Origin of the sequence: Salinivibrio sp. VYel1, assembly GCF_009377945.1 — a bacterium.
GTDB lineage: Bacteria > Pseudomonadota > Gammaproteobacteria > Enterobacterales > Vibrionaceae > Salinivibrio > Salinivibrio siamensis.
This window is the reverse complement of the sequence record NZ_RSAM01000001.1, coordinates 17,707-40,441: the sequence shown is the minus strand read 5'-3', so window position 1 is coordinate 40,441 and position 22,735 is coordinate 17,707. Positions and strand designations below refer to the sequence as shown.

Below are 22,735 nucleotides of genomic sequence, written 5' to 3'. Positions count from 1 at the left end.
TTCGTGATAGCCAGTCTTCCATGCTAGGGTAGCGGTATCTTAGTAAGGGACTGACTATGAACATCCAAAGCGTTCTGCTCGCTTTATTGGTCGTACTGATCTGGGGCGTCAACTTTTCCGTCATTAAAGTTGGGCTGGAAACCTTGCCACCCATTTTGTTTTCAGGGTTACGATTTTTTATCGTCGCCTTGCCGGCGGTATTTTTTATTCCGCGTCCTAAGGTAAAACTGTGGCAACTATTCGCCGTGGGACTGAGCCTAGGCGTCATTAAATTTAGTTTGTTGTTTATTGCCATGCAGGACGATGCCTCAGCGGGTATCGCCTCGTTGCTATTACAATCACAAGTGATTTTTACCATTGCGTTAAGCGCCCTGTTCCTTAAAGAACATATTACCTTGCCGCAACGCATCGGACTTATCGTGGCTTTTTCCGGGTTTGGGCTATTTTTTGTTGCCTCTACGGGAAGCGCGACACTCACGGGCGTGGCGATGATTGTTGCCGCTGGCTTTTTCTGGGCAGTCGCCAACATGGTGATGAAACAAATGCCAGGCGTTAACCTGATGCATTTTATGGTTTGGGTGAGCTTAATCCCACCGCTACCACTGTTTGCCCTCTCGTATTGGTTTGAGACCCACCAGCCTATTGCCTTGTTGCAAGCCACACCGTTATCAGGTTGGGTCTCTGTTGCCTACGTGGGTTACTTGTCGACGTTAGTTGCATTCGCTATCTGGGGGTGGTTGCTCAACCAGCACACCTCGGCCTCGGTCACCCCGTTTGCGCTATTAATCCCGATTGTCGGTATGGCGGCCGCATCGATCGGGTTGGGAGAATCCTTATCGCTGATTGAGTGGATTGGGGCGGCCTTGATTGTTACTGGCTTGAGCCTGTCAGTATTAGGTCGGCGCATTGGCCGCTGGTTGGGACTAAAAACCCGTGCCAGACCTACTTCTGCGCTGTAAGTGATTTACTCGGCCACCACTGATTAAGCAACCTGCCACCCAACGACGGCTGATACCGCCAGCAATAATCAAACATAGCCATTAGGCTGGGATTGCCATATTTGGACAGGCTGACGGCATGAAAGCGATTGTGGTTGGCTTTCAGAGTCTCAACCTTGTTGATCATCGCATCCGATTGCTTAGGCGCGATAAAATCTGACACCACCACTAGATCGGCGTTTTGATAGCGATCGCTTTCCATCAGATTGAGCGCTTTATCAATGACTGGCGTCATATCTGTGCCGCCATGAAAACGGTAGGAGAGAAAGCTCATCGCCTCTTGCAAACCGCGCTCACCGGTTAACTCGTAGCTAATATGGTCAGTGGAAAACAGCATCACGTAGCAGTCTCGGTGCTCGGTGGCGGCAATTCGCATCAGCACGTACGCGAGGGCTTTAGCACACTGCTCTGGAAAACCGCTCATGGAGCCTGAGGCATCCACGGCAATGATAAACGGCCCTTTCTTTTGTTCCGGCTTAGATTGACTCGGCGCCTGTGTCTCGACTTTTTTACGACGATAGGCCTTACCGGAAAACTGATAATTAAGGAGCTGTTTGTCGACCAGTTGCTTGTAAAACACCACTTCAAGCGCCGGATCCGCGAGCAACACTGCTTCATTGGGCAACAAGCGATCAACCCGATCACTTTGACAAATCCCCGTGATATCGTCCGGCACATCCACCTGGCGCTCTGGTTTGGTTTTCAGGGTTTCATTGGGCTGTTGGCTGGGCCCAGAAAGATTCACCTGATTGGCCATGCGCCCAAGTTGTTCCGCAATAGCTTGAAGCTCCGGGTTTTTCTCTAGAAACGCAATAAACCGTTTAAGCAAGGTGACGTCTTGCTGAGAAAGAGAGCTTGCCGCCATATCCCACAGCCGCCCCACTTTGCTGATATCGCCCGACTGGTCAACGCCATCCATTTGCTGATAGGTTGCAATCCGGCGGTACAAATCTTCCAAGAGCTTTTGTTTTTGCGCCTCAACACTGTCGGACTGATTTTTTTGTATTTCGGCTTTTAAATGCGCGTGCCATTTATTGCAAAAGTACGACTGAAACATGGGATCGGCGTGCTGAGCTTGATGGGCGGCGAGCTTTTCCGCCTGCGGATAGAACGAAGAAACCGATTTTAATTGGCTCAGTAAAGTATCAATCTCTTTTTCAAACGCGCGCGCGGTTTTTTCGGTGGCCTGCTCGTAGTATTGAATTTCTTGCTTCAAGGAAGCTGACAGCCCTTGCTGCACCAGCTTGCGTTTCGTTTGCCCTCGCCAGCGCTGAAGCTGTTTTTTTACGGCTCGCTTAATCGCTGGGCTTCGTTCCGTCAACACGAGTAACTGGGGGTGAGACATCAACTCTGTCATCGCCGCATCCAGTAACCCAGACTCCGCGAGCATCAACCCCATGTTCAAGCTCTCAGCACTCAGCATGGCTCGCTCCTGAGAAGAACTCACCTAAGCGCGCTAAACGATTAACTTGACGCTCTAGGTTATCAATCTGCGTTTTTACCTCATGTTCCACATCCACCAAACTCGCTGATGCGATTTCCAGCAGATCCGGTTGCGCAAATAAATGCGGTAATCCGGCATTGAGTTGACTGCGCGCGCGACGAATTAAAAACTGCGCATGCTGCAATTGTTCAAGCGCATGATCGGTTTGTTGCTTCCAATCTGCTAGCTGCGATTCGCTCGGATCGTTAACCCCCACCAAAGCCATAGGTACAGGTCGATTAGCGATATCTTTAATGACCAAGGCGTGCTGCGCATCCCACTCTAACGTGAGCCGGCACAGATGATTGTTTTTATTCACATAGCCATACAAGTCTGTGCTGCCTGTTTTCAACTTTTTCTCAATGTCGGCCGCATCGAGATACACCCAGCGACTGTCACCTTTTTCTTGCTCTGACACCGATGGGTTGGCCCTAAGTAGGACAAAACGCACCAAGTCTCGACTTTGGTTGACCGTGAAGCGAGGCGACTGACTCACGTCAATCATTGCTTTGCGCGTGAGTCCAGCGGTGGCCGTCTCTTGTCTATAGGTCAGCGCCTCAGCCGTATCTTGCTCAATCTCTTCTAACGCCACTTTGACGTCATCGATCAAAGCGAGTACTTCTTGTTGATCGAACAGCACCTCTTTGGCAAATGCCTGCATTACGGTTTGCACTACATCGCGCGATTCTGGGCTATGCCATAGACAGTCTTCCAGTAACAATAAGTCCAGTGGAGCAACTTCGTCACGACCATTGAAAAAAGCGGCCGCTTTTAGCAAACGCACTGCTTTTTTCCACCGGCGATCCGAAACATAAAGCTCACTTGGATCGAACTGTGATTGCTCACTGCCGGCATTTTCTACCCGTTGTTTTAGGGTGTAGAGTTTTTCGAATATCGCATCGGGCAGATCCAGTGTGGGAATAATGGTCTGCCAATGCTGATATTCTTGATGGCTAATTTTCAACTTATCGGCCACCGTTGCCTCATATTGGCTGGGCTCGGTAAGCATCAGTTTGAAGTTTTTCTTCTCTTGGATCCGATTGACGAACACTCGTAGCAACATGCGATCGTACAAGGCATCGAGCCCACTGTCCGGCTCGGGTAATTCGTTGGACGCTGTCACCAATAAACGCATAGGAACAGGATAAACATGCTCGCCATTTTTAAAGGTGCGCTCATTGACCACGGTCAGCAAGGTATTGAGGATAGCCGGCCCTGCTTTCCATATTTCGTCCAAGAAGACAACGTCGGCGTTAGGCAAATAGCCATCGGTCAAGCGTACATATTTGCCCTCATCTTTCAGCGCCTGAATCGAGAGCGGGCCAAATACTTCTTCCGGCGTAGAAAACCGGGTCATCAAATACTCAAAAAACTGGCTGTTATCAAACGCCTCGATCAATCGTTTAGCGATATAACTTTTCGCAATCCCGGGCGGGCCAAGTAAGAAGATACTTTCACCGGCAAGCGCGGCCAGTAGACACATCTTGATGGTATGTTCGCGCTCGTACACCCCACTGGAAAGCGCATTGATGAGGCTGGCTATACGCTCAGGTAGCAAAGCACGTTGACTGACGGTGGCAAGATTTTGAGACAAGTGATACTCCGATTTTCATCGCTATACAGGGTATTTTTGTGCTTGATAACCACGAAGCGCTTGTTGATTTAATCATGGCAAGCCAAGCGCTATTTGCCATTAACCAGCTGACCAACTGCACAAAAAACACACTATTATGTAAACTAATATTAATTAATATGTCGATATATCATTAGCGCACTTGTCAGATAGTGACATAGATCACTCTCAAGTCAATCTTGCGACACCCCCTCTTGTCATTGCTTGATAATTAACCTGCTTTCACTACGGGCCAGTGTGAGTGGCCACCCCACTCAGTCCATGACCCATCGTAAACCGCCACAGGGTAGGCGAAGTAGTGCTCAGCCACAGCAGCCAAAATGCACGCGGTAACCCCCGAGCCACAACTTACTACGTTAACCCGCGTATCACTTAAGTGAGGTAATACGGTCGATCGCGCTTCACGCTCACTGATCACAAAGCCTCGTGGGTCAGTCAACGTGGCAAAGGGAAGATTCGTGGCGCCAGGCATATGGCCACTACGAATCCCCTCTCTCGGTTCAGGGGCGTCGCCATAAAAGCGTGTTTCAGGACGAACATCAATCACATTCATCACGGCGAGTTTGTCTGCCAAGGTGGCACCATCCATATAGCGGTACGGTTTAAACTGCGTCTGATAGGTCGCTTCGACACGTGGCTGCGGCGGGGTATTATCAATCAGCTCTTCTGAAGCCATCCATGCAGGTAACCCACCATCCAGGATAAACACATTTTGATGACCCATCACTTTACACATCCACCAAGCACGCGCCGCTGAAAACAATCCTTGGGTGTCATACACCACCAGGGTATCTTGCGACGCAATGCCTAATGCGCCCATATGCTGGGCGAAGCGCTCTTCATCAGGCAACATATGGGGCAAGCTAGACGTGGGGTCTTTGATACGACTGTCGAAGTCAAAAAAAACGGCCCCCGGAATCCGACGTTGTTGCCACTCTTGAACGCTATCCCTCGACACATCAGGCATAAACCAACTGGCGTCGACAGGGATCACGGTATCGAGGCGCTGAGCCAGCCATTCGGCGGTTACAAACACTGACATTTTGACGGTTCCTTTTCATCGTTGATTGACGGCTTACCACTCTTTCACAAGATATTGACCTTTCTCATCTGGTGTCAGCCTGCGTTTTTACTCATACTGAGAGCCTCGCATTGAAGATGCAACTAAATGAGGATGTGAATGACACCGTCTCGCGTGATCAGTGGCACTATTTTACTGTTTCCCACTTTGCTACTCGCGCCTAGCACGGCCTTGGCGGCTGGCTTTGGGTTAACGATTGAAAACGACAGCCCATTAGGGGTCGACAACCAATACACCAGTGGTGTTTATGCGCATTGGCATGCGGATTGGTCAGATGATCTCACTCGTGCGTCTGTCACGCCTATTCGTTGGTTTGCCGAGCAACTTCCGCTCAACGAGTCGGCAAGGCAAGGCTGGAGTGTGGATATTGGGCAAATGATGTGGACGCCCAATGATATTACCTATACCACACCTCAACCCGAGGAACGCCCTTATGCAGGGTTGATATTTATCGAGCCCGGTATCTACCAGCAGACGCCAGAACGGGTCGATAAGTGGTCACTGATGCTTGGTATGGTTGGTCCCGCGTCACAAACGGAAGAAGGGCAGTCTTATGTGCATGATGTCATTGACTCTCCCGATCCTAAAGGCTGGGACTATCAAGTGGAAAATACCCCAGTGGCACAGCTTGCCTATGAGCGGCACCAGCTTTTACACCGTAGCGAGCATCAAGAATGGGGAGTGACTGGACGTGCGGATATTGGCAACTTCCGTAGTGAGCTGTCAGCAGGCCTTAGCTACCGAGTGGGGCTGGATCTCGCCAACACGTATGGAGGAATCAGTTATGAGCCCGGCCGGCACCTCGATAGCCGCTTATTTGAGGCCAGTGAACAAGGTGCCTTCTTGTATACGGCTATCCAAGGTCGCTACCGTGCCAATGACATCACCATCAATGGCGATAAGCCGCCAGAAAATGCAGACATCGATATGACGCATTGGCAAGCCAGTGCCGCAGCTGGGGTAGCGTTTTATCAACCTCGCTGGGGCACGGATATCAGTGTCGTACTGCATACCAAAGATTATGAACAAGCGATCGATAACACCTACAGTTACGTGTCTTGGACCGTGCACTATCGCTATTAGCGATAGTGTCATTCCCTTTTCCATTATCTTGAGGGAGCCGCCGCCGTTTTCGCACTGCGCGGTAGCGCCAATTTATCGGAGAATTTCATCCACAACAAAGACGCGAGAATCATCGCAATACCCAACCATTGCAGCGGTTGTAGCGTCTCATCAATCCAAAGTACCCCCAGGGTCACGGCCGTAAGCGGATTGAAGAACATGATGATCGACTGACGATTGGGCCCCAGCACGGTAATTGAGCGAATGTAAGCCCAATAGCCAACGGCGGTATTCAGTACGATTATCCACGCTAGACCTGGTAAAGCGTCAAGTGTTGGCGCTTGCGGCGGCCCAGCCAAGCCCCATGCAAACGGCACGAGCATCACACCACCAAGAACCAACTGCCATGCGGTCAGACCAAAAATATCTTTCGCTTCCCATCGCTTCATCCACAATGTTGACTGCGCGACAAAGAAGGTTGCTAATAGCATGGCGCCCGCTCCCACCCAATCGATGTCTGTGGATGGATTCAGCAACAATCCCACTCCCAATAGCCCGAGTAGTGCCAAGCTAAGCAGCTTAGGCTCTGGCCGTTTTCCTTCGGTTAACCACTGCAACAGCATCAGAACGAGCGGTAAGGTGGCTCCTAACGTCCCCGCCACCGCGCCCGGTAGTCGATATGCCGCGATAAATAGCAGTAAAAAGAAAGCAGCAATATTGAAAAAGCTCACTGCGAGCATTCTCGGCAAACTCAAGGGTAAACCACGGCGACTGATCAACAGCATTAAGATCCCTGCAGGCAGCGCCCGCCAGACCGCCATCCAGTAAGGGGAAAGATCCCCCAAGTACAATGCAACCGCCGAATAAGTACTTCCCCAAAAAATGGGGGCGAGAATCGCGATGAAATAATGCATAACCTGTCTCCATTTATCTTTATGTGAAGATAGATTAGCCAACACATTGATCAACATCAAGTATCTTTATTGAAAGATAAATAGTTGAGGGCGAACTTCGCCAGCGCAATGAAGTGGAGCTGCTATGCTTATTTATTGGTAAAACAGGGGGATACTAGAATGATTAATACCGAAAATGCCGTCGTTTTGTTGATTGATATACAAGGTAAGCTGGCGCAAAAAGTGGTGGGTAGCGAGGAATTACACCAAAAAGTGGCCCAATTAGTGCGCGGTTGCAAACACTTCGATGTGCCTGTCGTTTGGGTAGAACAACTGCCTGAAAAGCTTGGTGCAACAACGTCGGCGCTCGCCGACCTCATGCCAAACAACACGCCCATTGCCAAACACACCTTTAGTGCCTTTGCCGAGCCTCGTGTAGCGCAGACATTGCGTTCACTGAACCGTAAACAGGTGATTCTTTGCGGCATTGAAACACATATTTGTGTGTATCAAACCGCCTGTGATCTGCTTCGCCATCACTACCATGTGCATCTTGTCACGGACGGGATGTCATCCTGTCACCCTGTACACCATCAAAGTGGCATCGCTATGATGCAGCAGCATGGTGCTTGGATCACCGTGGTCGAAGCCTTGTTGTTTGAGTGGCAACAACATGCAGGAGGGTCGGACTTTAAAGCGTTTTTGTCACTCATCAAGTAAGCACTCAGTAGATCTCTAATGATTGATATCACGTAGTGGTGGTCATAATGCGCAAATTTCGGATTTGCAAACGGCAAAGTGAGACGTATGCCTCATTTTGCCTCCTAACAATTTAATTAGTGGTCTAATATTATTTAGGACGCATGTTTGAAAAGGAAAGGAAGCATATGTACAAACGACTACTCTCAGCCGCTATTCTCTCGCTATCGGCGTTACCGGCCAGCGCAGATGACCACCACTGTGGCAAAGTCACTATCGCCGATATGAATTGGAATTCTGCTAGCCTGATTGCCAACATCGATCAGTTTATTTTAGAGCATGGCTACGGCTGCGATGCCGAGCTTGTCCCTGGTGATACCATGCCAACGGGCACCTCGATGATTGAAAAAGGTGAACCCGACATTGCCCCCGAGTTTTGGAGTAACTCGATGCGTGAAGGCCTGCAGCGCGGTATCGACGAGGGCCGAGTTCGCTACGCCGGTAGTGCATTTGTTGAAGGCGGCGAAGAAGGGTTTTGGGTTCCACGCTATATGGTCGAAAAACATCCTGAGTTGAAGACCATTTCAGGGATCAAAGCGAATGCTGATTTATTTCCTCATCCAGAAGATGCCTCCAAATCCGCTTTTTATGGCTGCCCCGCGGGCTGGAACTGCCAAATTACCTCAGAAAACCAGTTTGAAGCTTTAGAGTTGGCTGACAGCGGCTTCGAAATTGTCGATCCGGGCTCTGGTGCAGGCCTTGCAGGTTCAATCGCCAAAGCCTACGAACGAGAAGAAGCGTGGTTTGGCTATTATTGGGCACCCACTGCTGTGTTGGGCAAATATGACATGGTAAAAGTGGACTTTGAGACAGGAACAGACGTACAGCACTACAAAGACTGTATTACCTCAAACGATTGTATGAACCCGCAAGCAACCATGTATCCGGCGGCTGACGTTGATACCGTGGTAACAGAACGCTTTGCCACTCGCGCCCCCGAAGCGCTGACTTACTTGAAAGAGCGTGGCTTCACCAACGATCAAATGAATGGCTTACTTGCCTGGATGGAAGAAAACCAGGCCGATGGGGAATACGCGATGACCAATTTCCTCATCAATCATGAAGACATTTGGACCCAGTGGGTACCCAGTGACGTCGCTGAAAAAGTAAAAGACGCCCTGTAACGTTGAAACAGCCAGCGCAGAGCTGCCGCTGCGCTGGCTCTCCTTAAGCAGTATAGGAACAATAACAATGGCTGATTCATGGCTAACGGAAGTGCCAGAAATGAGCAGGCGTGATCTGCTCGCTATTCGACAAACACTCGACGGCGCGTATCGCGACTTCTCCCGCGAATATGGTGAAGGTATTGAAGCCTTCTTTGACCCCCTCCTCCACTTTCTCGTTTGGTTCGAAGACTTACTCCTCGCCACACCTTGGTGGCTGGTGATTGCCGTACTTGCCGGTATTGCATACCTCGCCAGTCGCTCTTGGAAGCTCCCCACGGCTGTGGTTGTTTCTTTCACCCTGATTGCCTATTTGGGCATGTGGGAAGATACCATGAGCACCATGAGTATCATTTTGGTGTGTACACTGGTCGCTATTGGCGTGGGTGTGCCGATAGGCATTGCCATGTCCAAGTCCAATCGTACCCAAGCCGTGGTCACACCGTTACTGGATATTATGCAAACCATGCCCGCCTTCGTGTATCTCATCCCAGTGGTGATGTTGCTGGGTATTGGCAAGATCCCCGGGGTGATCGCGGTGGTTATCTATGCGATTCCTCCGGTGATTCGTTTGACAAACCTGGGGATCCGGTTAGTTGACAAAGATGTGTTAGAGGCAGCCACAGCCTACGGCGCCAATGGTTTTCAGCGTTTATTCCAGATCCAGCTCCCCCTAGCAATGCCAACCATTATGGCAGGCATTAACCAAACCATTATGATGGCACTGGCGATGGTGGTCATTGCCTCGATGATTGGTGTTTCGGGCCTTGGACAGCCTGTACTTAAATCGATTACTAACCAATACTTTACCTTGGGCCTTCTCAATGGTCTCGCCATTGTGGTGATTGCGATTATTTTCGATCGTGTGTCTCAAAGCTACGCCAAACGTTCCCAGCAGCATCTCAAAGGAGGCGATCATGACTAAGCCAGTCCAGGACACCTTAATTGAGATCCAAGGCCTATATAAAGTGTTTGGCGACCACCCGCAAAAGGTAATGCCTGCGGTCAAAGCAGGAAAAAGTAAAGATGCCTTATTACAAGAAACAGGGCATACCATTGGACTCAGTGATATTAATCTATCCATTCGTCGCGGTGAGGTCTTTGTGATCATGGGCCTGTCGGGCTCTGGAAAATCGACCTTAATTCGTCATTTCAATCGCTTGATTGATCCCACCGAGGGTGAAATCCGCGTCGAAGGCACCGATATCATGAAGCACTCGCAAAAAGAGTTGCAGGCGTTTCGACGCCATAAGATGTCCATGGTGTTTCAACGTTTTGGTCTACTCCCGCACCGTACAGTGAGAGAAAATGTTGGGTTTGGTTTACGAATCCAAGGAGAGGGAAAAGCGCAACGCGATCAAAAAGCGGAACAATGGTTGTCGACTGTGGGTCTTGACGGCTACGCCGATCAATATCCGGCACAATTATCTGGCGGGCAACAACAACGTGTCGGTCTCGCGCGCGCCCTCTGCACGGATGCAGAAATTTTGCTGATGGACGAAGCATTTTCTGCCCTTGACCCCCTCATTCGCAGTGAGATGCAAGACCAACTGATTGAATTACAGGAAAAATTACATAAAACCATCATTTTTATCACTCACGATCTGGACGAGGCATTGAGGCTTGGTGACCGTATTGCCATTTTACGTGATGGTAAGCTCGTACAAGTCGGAGAGCCTGTCGATATATTGCTCCAACCGGCCGATGACTATGTCGAGGCTTTCGTGAAAGACGTCAACCGTGCTCGCGCATTAACGGTCGAAACCGTGATGCAGCCACAAATCTGTCGTATCAGTGCCAACACGATTGGCGATGCAATTCAGCAGATGCGTCAGCAAAAGGCCAACTATGGCTATTACATCACAGAAGAAGGCTATCAAGGCACCCTGAGTCAAAAAAACCTCAGTGACAAAGATCCAAGCGGTGATATCGAGGCAAGTCTTCTCGAAGACGTGCCTGCCATTGAGCAAGACTCGTTATTGGAAACCGTCATCCCAGATACGTTGGAGTCAAAATGGCCACTACCCGTCTTTGATAATCAAGGCGAGCTAATTGGGCACCTCTCACGGCAAACAGTGGCCAGTATTCTCAGTGAAAGTGGCCACAAACACGCAGCCGCACCTGACGACAAAGACTCAACGAAAAAAGCCAGTTAGCCAATAACGCACTCTCGCTGACTGTGAACGCGTCCCGCTCAGGCGGGGCGCTTTTTTGTTGTCGCGCTTTTCTGCACCATTTTTCAGCCTCGTCACTGACGCTATCCGCGTCATGTTCATAAAAATGAACAGTGATTTCACTCGCAAATCACATTACTGAGACACCTGTCATTCTACTGAAACAGTGGCTCCTTAAGCTGCGGCGCGTATATAGATTAGACAGTTGACAGGAAGTACCATGAGCGTAAGACAGCGGTTATTGATCGCCTTCACCCTCTTTATCGCCTCGACCATCGGACTCGGTAGTCTCGCACTTTGGATATCGGCTCGCTCCGCGGATGCCTCAGCCGAATATGTAAATCATCAACTTCCCGAAGTATGGGCGCTTTTAGCTCTTGAGCGTGATCACCGCGACCTCGTCAATCTGTCGCAAAAAATCAAAGCACAAGTCTTATTCTGGAACGAGATCACCCCTGAGTTTGAAAAGCTTCAACAACGCTATCAACAGAGCTGGCAAGCGTTGTCACAGTATCCGTCTTTGTCGGACTGGCGTGCCGAACAGCTAGAAGGTAAAAAGCAGTTCGACCAATACCTCACCAAGCTTGCTAAAACGGTCGACAGTAAAAGCTTTTACGATGCTGGGCGTCTCGTGGACTTTGACCTCTACCCTGCCGTTGACCCCATGTTAGCGGCCATCAACGAAAAGCTGACCGAGCGTCAAGATAACGCGAAAGACTCTGCCGGCGCGCTTATTACCTTTTTGCACCAGCAATCGAACATCGTCTATGTCGGTTGTGGGATCACACTATTGCTGGCCTTAGTACTGATGACTTGGCTACGAAAAACCGTGGTGGTGCGCCTGAATCATATTGCCACGTCCCTGACGGATATCGATAAGCGCTCCGATCTCTCCGTGCGTTTATTCGATAAGTATCAGGATGAAGTCAGTGCCGTCGCTCAGGCATCTAATAACCTGCTCGATAAGTTCAGTCACTTTGTCACCGATATACAATCGCGGACATCAGCGCTTGATCAACAGTCAGATACCTTAGACCAACAAAGCACGCAAGTGGCGACGATTAACGAGCAAACACGGCAAAACGTTAACGATGTCGCGCAATCCCTGACCGTTATGGAAAGCGCAACCACAGAAATCGCCAACGCCATTCATGATACCCGTGAGTACATCGGCAAAGTCTCTCAGGACAATGATGAAATTCAAACGCAAATGAGTGCGACAGAAGCCTCAATTGCCCATAGCGTCAAGGTGGTGGAAAACGTGTCGAGTACCATGGCAACCTTGAAACAAACCAGTAACCAAATTGCCGGCGTCATGGATGTGATTGAGGGCATTGCAGAGCAAACTAATTTGCTGGCCCTCAATGCCGCGATTGAAGCGGCACGCGCTGGTGAGCATGGGCGAGGCTTTGCCGTCGTCGCTGATGAAGTGAGAAGTTTGTCTCAACGCACAGCACAATCAACTGGCGATATTCGAAACTGGATCAATGACTTACTCGGCCAAGTTGATACCGCCAATAATCTACTAACGGAAACACAGTCAGCCAGTGCCGACAATCAGCAAGCCAGTGTCCGACTACAGGGCTATTTAGGCGAGATGCATACCACTTTCCAAGGGCTTGAACAACTCAGCGCGGAAGTTGAAGCAGCCCTGGGCTCTCAGCATAAAGAAATTGCTCACCTCACCCAGCAGCGTCGCGCGCTCAAACAAGGTAGCCAATCACTCACCGAGGCAATCGATACCACCAGTAATGTCAGTAGTCAGTTAAGCCACCAATCCAGCGCGTTGACGCAATTAACTGACCAATTTCAAACCTAATAGCTTGATGTGATAAGGGCGCTTCGCGGCGTATCGAGGACGCCCCTTTTTCACAGGGGCTATGTGGCTTAGACATTATTAATGCGTGCGAAACCGGCCGCCAGATCGGCAATCAGATCGTCAACGTCCTCTAATCCGATATGTAGCCTGACGAGTGTGCCGGAAAAATCCACCTTACCCACAGGCCGGATGCGATTGAGTTGCTCTGGCTGATTGGCCAACAACAACGACTCAAAGCCGCCCCATGAGTAAGCCATACTGAAATGCTGCAAATGATCACAGAAAGCGTCCAATTGCGCATCAGACAAACGCTGATCAAACACAAACGAAAAGAGCCCATTGCTGCCTGTAAAATCTCGCGCGAAATAGCGGTGCCCAGGACAATCTGCAAATGCAGGATGGAGCACACTGGCTACTTCGGTTTGCTCGTTCAGCCAATTGGCTACCTGTAACGCATTATCCTGATGCTGGGCAAGGCGTACATCCAAGGTTCTCAATCCGCGAGCGGCTTGGTAAGCGGTATCAGGATCGACCGTTTGTCCCATTAAATAGGCGCGCTCGCGCAAGGTCGGCCAGCAGCGCGCATTGGCAACAGCGGTACCTAGCATATTATCCGAATGACCAATAATATACTTGGTCCCAGATTGGATCGAAATATCCACGCCTTGCGTTAACGGTTGATACAAGCGACCTGCTGCCCACGTGTTATCCATCATGATAATCGCATCTGGCGCTCTTTCTCTTACCGCTTGAACGATTGCCGGCGTATCGTGCACTTCCATGGTGTAAGAACCTGGTGACTCTAGAAACACAACGCGTGTATTTGACGTAATACGTTGACCAATCTCCGCACCCTCGAGAGGATCAAAATACTCGGTCGACACCTGCATATCGGCGAGAATTTTCTGACAAAAATCTTGAGTTGGCTCATACGCCGATCCTGAGACCAAAATGTGGTCACCTGTTTTTACAAACGCGAGAATACTGTTTGCAATGGCTGCCGCACCACAGGGAAAGAGTGCACACCCCGTTCCTTGCTCAAGCTCGGTCATGGCATCTTGAAGCGCAAAATGGGTAGTGGTTCCGCGTCTGCCATAGAACAAGGTTTGCTGGTGACGGTTGGCAATCGCGTGCTTTTTCTCGGCTAATGTATCAAAAACAATTGAAGAGGCGCGCTGTACGACTGGGTTGACCCCACCAAGGGTATAGGCTTTACGGCGTCCGGCATGTATTAGCTGCGTACGACTGTGTTTCTTTTCCATCGTTCACTTCACTCATCCTAGGTTGACTGACTAATAGCCTACGGATTTACATAAAGGCAGTAAAGACATTTAGATGGCCAAATTAAATTTTATGACATCGATTTGGCTATATGTCATAGCGCTCAGCACTAACTCGTTCCGCCTATTGATACCCGTGTTGACTATTGTTTACAGTACTAAGTAGATCACAATTTCACCATTCTCTCCTAGCACTACCATAAAAACGTATATACATTGTATATCTAAAAGATAGGCGCATTAGCATGGCGAAAAAAGAAAAAACAAAGAAAGATAGCCAGTTACTGATAAGAATCAATAGTGAGCAACGGGATGCATTCTTAGAGGCCTGTGACGAACTGGATACGTCCGCAGCACGGGAAATACGCCGATTTATTAAACAGTTTTTAAAAGACCACGAAACGAATAAATCATCGTGATCACACTTGGGGTGGACATGCCGGCCCCGTCCACAGCATTGAAGCTGTATTGCAGTGGCAAACGCTTCGGCAAATCATCAATAAGGAGAGAAACCATGGCAAAAGCGTCAAAAAAAGATTTGAAAAAATCGATTAAGAAAGCAAAAGCGAAAGTTGCAAAACAGGAAAGCAAGCTGAAGAAGCTCAAAAAGCAACTAAAAAAAGCCTAAATCACAGGCTGATACGCAATAAAAAAGCTCGGCATTGCGACCGAGCTTTTTATTTTTGTGTCATCAACGTCTATTTGTCATGACGAGATACAGAAAGTGTCTCTTACTCCGACAATATGGGCTCGACCGTAAATCGTCCAACATCAACACCCACGACCTTGACCTGTTCGCCAGCCAGCAATGTACAATCACCGGCGGCCGAGCTGAGTCGCAGTTGCCAAGTGACGCCTGAGTATTTAATCGTCGAAGGCTGCTCTCGGCTCAACGGCTCATTGAGCGTCAATATCAACCCGATAAAATCACTATGACGATTATCCGGACGTCGTCCGCCGCGTTGTAGCTGTTTAAGTGGGCGCCACAGCATGGCAGTTAACAAGCCTGCACCGATCCCAGTACTGCTAAATAACGCCGTAACGGTTTCTGGCACAACACCGACCATCGCCAACAGTCCCACTAAAATGGCAGCAACACCGGTTGCTAATAAAACAATGGTCGATAAGCCAAGCAGCCACACTTCGACGGCTAACAGCAACAAGCCCACAATCACGGTTAATTCTGCGAGGTAGATACTCACACTAAACATCCTGTTTTACGCTTTGCTCTTATTGAGTGTATCAATAATTGTCATCGCTTCTGCAACCACATTCGCTGCACCCGTTCCAGAATCAGGTAACAGTACGACTGAGGACTCTTTGGCAATCGCCTGTTTCGCCTTGATCGCTTTTTCTGCCAGCTCCAACTGGATGGCTTTTTGGCCTTCCTCTGTTATTGCTCGTGTCCCTACGATTTCAAGTGCTTCGGCTTGCGCCTCGGCAACCGCGATTATGGCTTGCGCCTCACCTTCCGCTTGCAAGATTTGCTCAGATTTCTCTGCTTCCGCCGCTAAGACTCGGGCCTGCTTTTGACCTTCAGCAACGTTGATATCCGACTGACGCGCCCCTTCTGACTCAAGAATAACCGCACGCTTCTCTCGTTCAGCCTTCATTTGACGTTCCATGGCATCGAGAACAGAGCGAGGTGGATCGATATCCTTGATTTCGTAACGCAGCACCTGAACGCCCCATGGCTGAGCGGCCTCATTGATGGCAGAGACAATCGCGGTGTTTAAGCTTTCGCGCTCTTCAAACGTTTTATCCAGCTCCATTTTACCCACTTCACTACGCATGGTAGTTTGCGCAAGCTGAGTCACGGAGTACACATAATCATCGACGCCATAGCACGCTTTATACGGATCCAATACCTTGATGTACAAGACACCGTCAACAACGAGCGAAATGTTATCTCGCGTGATCGCGGATTGACTGGGTACATCATATGCTTGTTCTTTTAATGTTCTGGTATAACCAATACGATCGATAAATGGCACGATGAAATTGAGACCCGCTTCCATCGTCTTGTAATACTTACCAAATCGCTCTACAACATAAGCCGTGTTTTGTGGCACAAACTTAATCGCACCGCGTAGTACCACGATCACTAAGACCGCCAGCACCACCCAGACGCCAATAAAACTCGACGTTTCTAAAAAAATCGTATCCATGGAGAAGCCCTATCACTGCGGGTCACAATCATGACTCGTATAAACAAACACAAACGCGCGCACACAAGTGTTTACGGCGTTACTCATCGCGTTTTATGATACGTTATTGTCAGCATAAAAAGACATCATCCAACGGTTAATTTGACACTCCTCGCAATCTAGATCGCTTTTCTATGAGGCTCTTTGCGTCGATACAACACAGTTATCAGGCCATGCTCTCATTTTCACAACAAGCTCACACAAAGTTGCCTCTTTCATCCGCAAAATAGATTTACCTCACACTCTTTTGGGTGTATTCTCGATAATGTTCAACCGTGTTGGTTGACGAACTATTGGTCGTAGACACACCATGTTGCAACCAATAGTAAACTGACGCGCAAATAACGCGTGGTCCTGTTGAAGCTGCTTGGCAGCTTCGATAATCGGAAATTTATGCAGCAATTGAATATAGATACATCGAAACACCCTACCGCTAGGCTGGAAAGTTAGTTGTCCTGAAGATATTCGCTACATTTGCCCATAGAGTCGATTAACGGCACTCGCGTCACTGCAACACCTAGTTAATATATTCAGGAGACACCATGTCCAAAGCTAATGGTTCCGTTAAGTGGTTTAACGAAGAGAAAGGTTTCGGTTTTATCCAGCAAGAGAACGGTCCAGACGTATTCGTTCACTTCCGTGCTATCGTTGGTGAAGGCTTCCGCACACTAGCAGAAGGCCAACAGGTTGAGTTCGATATCGAGCAAGGTCAGAAAGGCCCACAGGCTGCGAACGTCGTTCGTCTGTAAGCCAAACCAAATTTAAGAGAAAGGCGCCCAGTTGGGCGCCTTTTTTGTCGCTATCATTTGTGCTTTAGTCTACCCCATCATTTTTTAAACGAAACCTCATCAAGGTCGCATTCCTTTCACACTCGCTATAGACGCTCTCGCCACCATCCACTAGGCTGAAAACATAGACATTGTCAGGAGGACGTATGCTATCTCCGTGTTTAATTGTTGACGATCATGAAATGATTCGTGACACCATTGGATTGATGGCCCAAGCGCTTGGTATTAAGTCGGTGATCACGGCAGCAGATGGTGCCGAAGCGATATCAAAGGCGTACCATGAAGAGCCCAATCTGATCATTACCGACTTACAAATGGATCCCATTGACGGGTTGGAAATGTTACGCCTCATGCGAAGCGGCCGCTATCATTTGCGTCATGACACGCCCATTATCATTTTAACCGCTAACGCATCTCAGGCAGTGATCAGCGAGTGCATTCGCTATGACGTCGATGCTTTTATGGTTAAACCGGTGAAAAAACAAGATCTAGAAAACCGTGTCAAGCAGCTCTCTAAACAGACCAAAGCTAAAAAGCCCCCCACATTCTACTTTGAGATGTACCAGTCAGATCCTGCCAAATCAACGGAGTTTGAGCACAACGGCGCGATTGTTTTTACTGAGGAAGAGCAATACCAGATAGAGTGCATCACAGAGCCTGTCATTGATACACCATTGCCTCCTGAAGGCTCTTCAGAAAAAGAGCCACAAGTATCGGCCCCCATTAAACGAGAGCGCAAGTTTATACGTTGGCAAGAAAAGTATACAGTGGGGGATCCATCATTGGATGAGAGTAACAAGCAACTGCTCTCTATCATCAACGATACGTATGAGGCCATTGCCTATCACCATGAGGACGAGACTAAGACGGATTTTGAGGCCCTCGCGCAACGCTTTCGTGACTACATCGACACTCACTTTCAGCTAGAGGAAGATATTCTCGAAGCACGCGCCTACCCCAAATACAAAGAGCATGCTGCGATTCATCAACGCCTCGCCCGGCAAGCGCAATATGTGCTGCTACAGTGCCAAGCCGACCCAGAACTATACCGCTCTGAATTCTTTAAGTTTTTGCGTTATTGGTGGATGCACCATGTCGTTCGTGAAGATACTCAGTATCGCGATTTTTTACTGCAAGGTCCTTAATACGTGAGAGTGTACCTACATTGTCTTCCAAGACGGCCTTTCTAGGGCCGTCAGGCATACCTTCCGCCCATCCCCTCGATGTGGGAACCTGCCCACACCTTTAGGCCAGTAAATGTTACTTCTCAAAACACTTACTTTCACAAAAAATTTAACAATAAACAAATTCATATATTTCATAAACTTAATTATAGATGACAAATCCAACACTAAAATCTGGGGTTGATAAACCAAATTCATCGCCTATTATATAAAACGAATTCGTTAGAGCACAAAACAATTATGTGGCGATCAAAAACGACAGACACGGCAGTACTTGAATCCGAGGTACGTGACCGTAAACAGACCCAGACCAACACGAAGTTTGTGTTTCGTAAGCCAGCCATCAAGGATGGCGGCAACATCTATCGATTAATCACGCAGTGCCCACCGTTGGATGTGAACTCCGCTTATTGCAACTTCCTACAGGCGACACACTTTAAAGAGACCTGTGTCGTTGCAGAGCGAGAGGGTGATGTACAAGGCTTTATCTCGGGCTACATTCGCCCTGAGCAGCCAGACACGTTTTTTGTCTGGCAGGTTGCAGTGTCACCCAAAGCACGTGGTGAAGGGCTTGCCCTCTCGATGATCGAAGCGCTGATGGCACGTAAAGTCTCAAGCAATATTCGCTTCATCGAAACCACAATCACAGAAGACAACGCCGGATCTTGGGCGCTGTTTAAAAAGGTAGACCGCCTCTACGGTACAGGTGGTCAGCGCTCCGTGTTCCTCGACGAACAGGAGCATTTCAACGGTGAACATGACACCGAATACCTTTTCCGAATTCCACTCAAAAAATAACAGGATGAGTTATGGATATCTTTAAATCGCAGGAGTCAAATGTTCAATGTTACGCCAACAACTTCCCCGTTGTGTTTGAAAGCGCTAAGGGTTGCTGGATCACGGGCGTAGACGGCAAGCGCTACCTCGATTTTCTTGCTGGCGCCGGCTCGCTCAACTACGGGCATAACAACCCAACGTTGAAAAAAGCACTGATCGAGTACATCGAGAAAGATGGCATTACACACGGCCTGGATATGTACACAGGTGCAAAAGCACGCTTTCTCGAAGTATTTAAAGAGCACATCTTGGCACCGCGTGAGTTGGACTATAAGTTCCAATTCACTGGCCCAACAGGCACCAACGCAGTTGAAGCGGCAATGAAGCTTGCCCGTAAAGTTACAGGCCGCGCAAACATTGTGTCTTTCACCAACGGCTTCCACGGCTGTACATATGGTGCATTGGCAGTGACGGGTAATCATCATCACCGCGGTGGTGGCGGCATCCCTGTCAACAACGCCGTGACACGTCTTCCGTATGATGGCTATGCAGACGTTGATGGTTTAACTTTGTTCGAAACCATGCTGAATGACGCATCAAGTGGTCTAACAGGCGGTGATAAACCTGCTGCCGTGCTTCTTGAAGTCGTCCAAGGCGAAGGTGGCCTAAACGCAGCCTCTAATGAGTGGTTGCAGCGCCTGCAAGACATTTGTAAGGCACACGATATCTTGATGATCGTAGATGACATCCAGGCTGGTTGTGGCCGTACGGGTACGTTCTTCAGCTTTGAGCCGTCAGGCATTAAGCCCGATATTGTGACGCTGTCCAAATCAATTGGTGGCTATGGCTTGCCAATGGCTGTGGTCCTACTAAAACCTGAGCTGGATCAATGGGCACCGGGTGAGCACAACGGTACATTCCGTGGTAACAACCACGCGTTTGTGACTGCCGCGGAAGCGATTGACACATACTGGCGTGATGATCAATTCCAAACGCATATTCAAGAACGTGCCGATCAATTGAACAAAGTGTTGCAAGAGATGCTTAACAAGCACGGTGATCTTTTTGAGACCATCAAAGGCCGCGGTTTGATGCAAGGCATTGCGTGCCAAAATGGTGATATTTCAGATGAGATCTCCAGCCTGTGTTTTGACAATGGCATGATTATCGAGACCGCGGGTCCAGATGATGAAGTCATCAAATTCTTCTCGCCACTGACAGTCAGTGAAGCAGAGATGGAAAAAGGCCTGCAGATCTTCGTTAAGTCTGTTGAGCAGTATAAAAAACAGAAGCTCAAGAAAGCATCGTAATCGCGAAGACGGCGATCCCCGCTTAACGAAGAGACGTTGAAGGAATAAACATGATTGTTCGTACATTAGAAGAATGCCAGAAAACTGAACGCCGTGTAGTGGCTGAAAACTGGGAAAGCGTACGCATGCTGCTACGCGATGATAATATGGGATTTTCTTTCCATATTACCACCATCTATGCCAACACTGACACGCACATTCACTACCAGAACCACTTAGAGTCTGTGTATTGCATGTCGGGTGAAGGTGAAATTGAAACCACGGATGACGGCAAGGTTTATCCTATTAAACCTGGCACACTGTATATCCTAGACAAACATGACGAACACCAGCTTCGTGCTAACAAAGGTGTTGATATGGTCATGGCCTGTGTGTTCAACCCACCTATTACTGGGCAGGAAACGCACGATGAGAACGGTGTTTATCCATTAGTCGATTAACCGTCATGGGGCAGCCGGATGCTGCCCCTGTAAACCCAATCGACTCCCTAATTCATAAAAGCCCACAAGGAGCTCACATGAATCATACCGTTGAAAAGATCGGCGGTACGTCGATGTCAGCCTACGACGCTGTCATGGATAATATCTTTTTGTACCCGTCAAACCCGTACAACCGCATTTTTGTCGTTTCTGCTTACGCTGGCATCACGGATGCATTGCTGGAGTGTAAGCGTTCGGGTAAGCCCGGCATTTATCGCCTTCTCGCGGCAAATAACCCTAAATGGCGTGATGCGATGGACGAGTTAGAGCAACGTATGCTGCTCATTAACAGCAATATGTTCCCCGATCCTGTATACCGTGAGCGTGCTGATAACTTTATCCGCCAACGCATGGAAAAAGCACATAGCTGTATCGAAGGTATACTCGAAACCTGTAACTATGGGCAGTTTTCTCTGGAAAGCTATCTACCACAAATTCGTGAGTTCCTCTCCTCTATCGGCGAGGCGCACAGTGCGCACAACTCAACGCTACTGCTCGAAAGTGTGGGAATTAACTCACGATTTGTTGACCTCTCTGGTTGGGATAACCCCGATGAAGGCAAAGGCGACCTCAACACGGTGATCGCCAATGCTATGGAAGACATTGACTTCAGTACTGAGCTGCCCATCGTTACCGGCTACGTCTATTGTGATGAAGGTCTGATGAAGACCTATGACCGTGGTTACAGTGAAATGACATTCAGCCGGATTGCCGTGTTAACCAAAGCAAGTAGCGCGGTGATCCACAAAGAATATCACCTAAGCAGTGCCGACCCTCGCATTGTAGGTCCAGAGCGTGTACAGCCAATGGGCCTCAGTAACTACGATGTGGCTGACCAGCTTGCTAACTTAGGGATGGAAGCCATCCACCCGAATGCAGCCTCTGGTATGCGCGCTGTGGGTATCGAATTGGTCGTGAAAAACACCTTCGAGCCTGAGCACGCGGGTACGGTGATCTCTCACAAATATCGTCCAAAAGACAAAGAGATCGAGATCATCGCCGGTCGAGATAAGGTGCTAGCTCTCCACATCTTTGACCAATCAATGGTTGGGCATGTTGATCAGGTCAGCTATGACGTGATGGAAATCATTCGCGAAGAGAACGTGCAGCTCATCAGTAAAGAGATGAATGCCAACTCAATTACCTACTACTTAGACGGCAAGACAGCCAGTCAAGATAAGGTGATTAATCGTGTTGAGAAGCTCTACCCGAAAGCGAAGATTACGGGTGAAATGGTCGCACTGATTTCTGTCATTGGTAGTCGTATCGACTCAAACCAAACCATGAGCAAGGGTATGCTGGCGTTGCTTGACGCAGAAATAAACCCTAAAGCAGCTCACTCATCGATGCGCGATGTGGACGTGCAATACGTAGTACTTGATAAGTTCTACCACGCGTCGATCTGCGCCCTACACGCTTGTTTTATCGAAGAGCCTACGCCTAAGCCAACCATTCGGGCCGCTTAAGACCCTGGTGCATATGACAAGCGAAAAACCATACCCCCTTACCTAAGGGGGTTTTTCAGTTTTATAAGCTAGCCTAAACCCCCTCCTTGCGATTAAAAACCAACTTAATCACCTCTCAATGTTGATAAAGTCTAACTAAACGGTAAAATTCCGCACTTTATCTTGATAGCTGTAGTGCC

The 22,735-nt window shown here is 48.9% G+C and carries 21 protein-coding genes; 14 read left to right on the top strand and 7 right to left on the bottom strand.

The genetic code is table 11. The features are described 5' to 3' along the window. Positions 1-56 precede the first annotated feature (56 nt). Complete coding sequence (locus EHW58_RS00150; RefSeq protein ID WP_152793884.1) at positions 57-959, top strand: EamA family transporter; 903 nt, start codon at positions 57-59, stop codon at positions 957-959. On the opposite strand, the gene viaA is transcribed toward EHW58_RS00150, so the two are convergent. From viaA to EHW58_RS00135, 3 genes are all read right to left on the bottom strand, one after another. Beyond that, positions 943-2,421 (bottom strand): ATPase RavA stimulator ViaA, encoded by a 1,479-nt coding sequence (viaA, locus tag EHW58_RS00145; RefSeq protein ID WP_152793882.1) that lies wholly within the window; start codon positions 2,419-2,421, stop codon positions 943-945. The two genes, EHW58_RS00150 and viaA, sit on opposite strands and share 17 nt — an antisense overlap. Beyond that, complete coding sequence (locus EHW58_RS00140; RefSeq protein WP_227986254.1) at positions 2,408-4,075, bottom strand: AAA family ATPase; 1,668 nt, start codon at positions 4,073-4,075, stop codon at positions 2,408-2,410. The genes viaA and EHW58_RS00140 overlap by 14 nt, the downstream gene beginning before the upstream one ends. A gap of 250 nt (positions 4,076-4,325) precedes the next feature. After that, complete coding sequence (locus tag EHW58_RS00135) at positions 4,326-5,156, bottom strand: rhodanese-like domain-containing protein (RefSeq protein ID WP_152793880.1); 831 nt, start codon at positions 5,154-5,156, stop codon at positions 4,326-4,328. Positions 5,157-5,294: 138 nt separating this feature from the next. On the opposite strand from EHW58_RS00135, the gene EHW58_RS00130 reads away from it, so the two are divergent. Further along, entirely contained in the window at positions 5,295-6,278 is a 984-nt protein-coding gene (locus EHW58_RS00130) for a lipid A deacylase LpxR family protein (protein ID WP_052708152.1), read from the top strand. A 23-nt stretch (positions 6,279-6,301) separates the two neighbouring features. Here EHW58_RS00130 and EHW58_RS00125 read toward each other — a convergent pair whose 3' ends face one another. After that, positions 6,302-7,171 (bottom strand): DMT family transporter, encoded by an 870-nt coding sequence (locus EHW58_RS00125; protein ID WP_152793878.1) that lies wholly within the window; start codon positions 7,169-7,171, stop codon positions 6,302-6,304. Between the two features lie 159 nt (positions 7,172-7,330). On the opposite strand from EHW58_RS00125, the gene EHW58_RS00120 reads away from it, so the two are divergent. The 5 genes from EHW58_RS00120 (at position 7,331) to EHW58_RS00100 (ending at position 13,065) form a co-directional block, all read left to right on the top strand. Next, a complete protein-coding gene (locus tag EHW58_RS00120; RefSeq protein WP_152793876.1) occupies positions 7,331-7,870 on the top strand; it encodes an isochorismatase family protein in 540 nt (179 codons plus the stop codon). A gap of 167 nt (positions 7,871-8,037) precedes the next feature. After that, positions 8,038-9,033, top strand: a complete 996-nt coding sequence (locus EHW58_RS00115; RefSeq protein ID WP_077579279.1) for an ABC transporter substrate-binding protein — start codon at positions 8,038-8,040, stop codon at positions 9,031-9,033. 67 nt (positions 9,034-9,100) lie between these two features. Continuing rightward, entirely contained in the window at positions 9,101-9,997 is an 897-nt protein-coding gene (locus EHW58_RS00110; protein ID WP_046075974.1) for a proline/glycine betaine ABC transporter permease, read from the top strand. Further along, positions 9,990-11,228, top strand: a complete 1,239-nt coding sequence (locus EHW58_RS00105; RefSeq protein WP_077579277.1) for a glycine betaine/L-proline ABC transporter ATP-binding protein — start codon at positions 9,990-9,992, stop codon at positions 11,226-11,228. Before EHW58_RS00110 ends, EHW58_RS00105 begins: the two co-directional genes overlap by 8 nt. 238 nt (positions 11,229-11,466) lie before the next feature. After that, positions 11,467-13,065, top strand: a complete 1,599-nt coding sequence (locus EHW58_RS00100) for a methyl-accepting chemotaxis protein (RefSeq protein WP_152793874.1) — start codon at positions 11,467-11,469, stop codon at positions 13,063-13,065. Between the two features lie 68 nt (positions 13,066-13,133). Here the strand turns inward: EHW58_RS00100 and metC are convergent, their stop codons facing one another. Beyond that, positions 13,134-14,327 (bottom strand): cystathionine beta-lyase, encoded by a 1,194-nt coding sequence (gene metC / locus EHW58_RS00095; protein WP_046075977.1) that lies wholly within the window; start codon positions 14,325-14,327, stop codon positions 13,134-13,136. Positions 14,328-14,590: 263 nt separating this feature from the next. Between metC and EHW58_RS15620 the strand changes: the two genes are divergently transcribed. Beyond that, positions 14,591-14,764: a hypothetical protein gene (locus EHW58_RS15620; protein ID WP_167369758.1), complete on the top strand. Its 174-nt coding sequence runs from the start codon at positions 14,591-14,593 to the stop codon at positions 14,762-14,764. Positions 14,765-15,076: 312 nt separating this feature from the next. Here the strand turns inward: EHW58_RS15620 and EHW58_RS00090 are convergent, their stop codons facing one another. After that, positions 15,077-15,547, bottom strand: a complete 471-nt coding sequence (locus tag EHW58_RS00090) for an NfeD family protein (RefSeq protein WP_370517119.1) — start codon at positions 15,545-15,547, stop codon at positions 15,077-15,079. Between the two features lie 15 nt (positions 15,548-15,562). Continuing rightward, positions 15,563-16,513, bottom strand: coding sequence for a slipin family protein (locus EHW58_RS00085; RefSeq protein ID WP_046075979.1), 951 nt, complete (start codon positions 16,511-16,513; stop codon positions 15,563-15,565). A 581-nt stretch (positions 16,514-17,094) separates the two neighbouring features. Between EHW58_RS00085 and EHW58_RS00080 the strand changes: the two genes are divergently transcribed. From EHW58_RS00080 to EHW58_RS00055, 6 genes are all read left to right on the top strand, one after another. Further along, complete coding sequence (locus tag EHW58_RS00080; RefSeq protein ID WP_025744354.1) at positions 17,095-17,301, top strand: cold-shock protein; 207 nt, start codon at positions 17,095-17,097, stop codon at positions 17,299-17,301. A 185-nt stretch (positions 17,302-17,486) separates the two neighbouring features. Continuing rightward, a complete protein-coding gene (locus EHW58_RS00075) occupies positions 17,487-18,485 on the top strand; it encodes a bacteriohemerythrin (protein WP_152793870.1) in 999 nt (332 codons plus the stop codon). A gap of 279 nt (positions 18,486-18,764) precedes the next feature. Beyond that, complete coding sequence (gene ectA, locus EHW58_RS00070) at positions 18,765-19,322, top strand: diaminobutyrate acetyltransferase (RefSeq protein WP_077668604.1); 558 nt, start codon at positions 18,765-18,767, stop codon at positions 19,320-19,322. Positions 19,323-19,333: 11 nt separating this feature from the next. Beyond that, positions 19,334-20,611: a diaminobutyrate--2-oxoglutarate transaminase gene (ectB, locus tag EHW58_RS00065; protein ID WP_077666906.1), complete on the top strand. Its 1,278-nt coding sequence runs from the start codon at positions 19,334-19,336 to the stop codon at positions 20,609-20,611. A 50-nt stretch (positions 20,612-20,661) separates the two neighbouring features. Then, a complete protein-coding gene (locus EHW58_RS00060; protein WP_046075984.1) occupies positions 20,662-21,051 on the top strand; it encodes an ectoine synthase in 390 nt (129 codons plus the stop codon). A gap of 77 nt (positions 21,052-21,128) precedes the next feature. Beyond that, a complete protein-coding gene (locus tag EHW58_RS00055; RefSeq protein WP_046075985.1) occupies positions 21,129-22,556 on the top strand; it encodes an aspartate kinase in 1,428 nt (475 codons plus the stop codon). Positions 22,557-22,735: the final 179 nt, after the last annotated feature.

Excerpts from the sequence above, each read along its gene's own strand:
- viaA (WP_152793882.1), bottom strand. The coding sequence starts at position 2,421 with ATGCTGAGTGCTGAGAGCTTGAACATGGGGTTGATGCTCGCGGAGTCT.
- EHW58_RS00105 (WP_077579277.1), top strand. The coding sequence starts at position 9,990 with ATGACTAAGCCAGTCCAGGACACCTTAATTGAGATCCAAGGCCTATAT.
- EHW58_RS00075 (WP_152793870.1), top strand. The coding sequence starts at position 17,487 with ATGCTATCTCCGTGTTTAATTGTTGACGATCATGAAATGATTCGTGAC.
- EHW58_RS00135 (WP_152793880.1), bottom strand. The coding sequence starts at position 5,156 with ATGTCAGTGTTTGTAACCGCCGAATGGCTGGCTCAGCGCCTCGATACC.
- EHW58_RS00100 (WP_152793874.1), top strand. The coding sequence starts at position 11,467 with ATGAGCGTAAGACAGCGGTTATTGATCGCCTTCACCCTCTTTATCGCC.
- EHW58_RS00115 (WP_077579279.1), top strand. The coding sequence starts at position 8,038 with ATGTACAAACGACTACTCTCAGCCGCTATTCTCTCGCTATCGGCGTTA.
- ectA (WP_077668604.1), top strand. The coding sequence starts at position 18,765 with ATGTGGCGATCAAAAACGACAGACACGGCAGTACTTGAATCCGAGGTA.
- EHW58_RS00150 (WP_152793884.1), top strand. The coding sequence starts at position 57 with ATGAACATCCAAAGCGTTCTGCTCGCTTTATTGGTCGTACTGATCTGG.
- EHW58_RS00055 (WP_046075985.1), top strand. The coding sequence starts at position 21,129 with ATGAATCATACCGTTGAAAAGATCGGCGGTACGTCGATGTCAGCCTAC.
- EHW58_RS00130 (WP_052708152.1), top strand. The coding sequence starts at position 5,295 with ATGACACCGTCTCGCGTGATCAGTGGCACTATTTTACTGTTTCCCACT.
- EHW58_RS15620 (WP_167369758.1), top strand. The coding sequence starts at position 14,591 with ATGGCGAAAAAAGAAAAAACAAAGAAAGATAGCCAGTTACTGATAAGA.
- EHW58_RS00085 (WP_046075979.1), bottom strand. The coding sequence starts at position 16,513 with ATGGATACGATTTTTTTAGAAACGTCGAGTTTTATTGGCGTCTGGGTG.
- metC (WP_046075977.1), bottom strand. The coding sequence starts at position 14,327 with ATGGAAAAGAAACACAGTCGTACGCAGCTAATACATGCCGGACGCCGT.
- EHW58_RS00060 (WP_046075984.1), top strand. The coding sequence starts at position 20,662 with ATGATTGTTCGTACATTAGAAGAATGCCAGAAAACTGAACGCCGTGTA.
- EHW58_RS00120 (WP_152793876.1), top strand. The coding sequence starts at position 7,331 with ATGATTAATACCGAAAATGCCGTCGTTTTGTTGATTGATATACAAGGT.
- EHW58_RS00125 (WP_152793878.1), bottom strand. The coding sequence starts at position 7,171 with ATGCATTATTTCATCGCGATTCTCGCCCCCATTTTTTGGGGAAGTACT.
- EHW58_RS00080 (WP_025744354.1), top strand. The coding sequence starts at position 17,095 with ATGTCCAAAGCTAATGGTTCCGTTAAGTGGTTTAACGAAGAGAAAGGT.
- ectB (WP_077666906.1), top strand. The coding sequence starts at position 19,334 with ATGGATATCTTTAAATCGCAGGAGTCAAATGTTCAATGTTACGCCAAC.
- EHW58_RS00110 (WP_046075974.1), top strand. The coding sequence starts at position 9,101 with ATGGCTGATTCATGGCTAACGGAAGTGCCAGAAATGAGCAGGCGTGAT.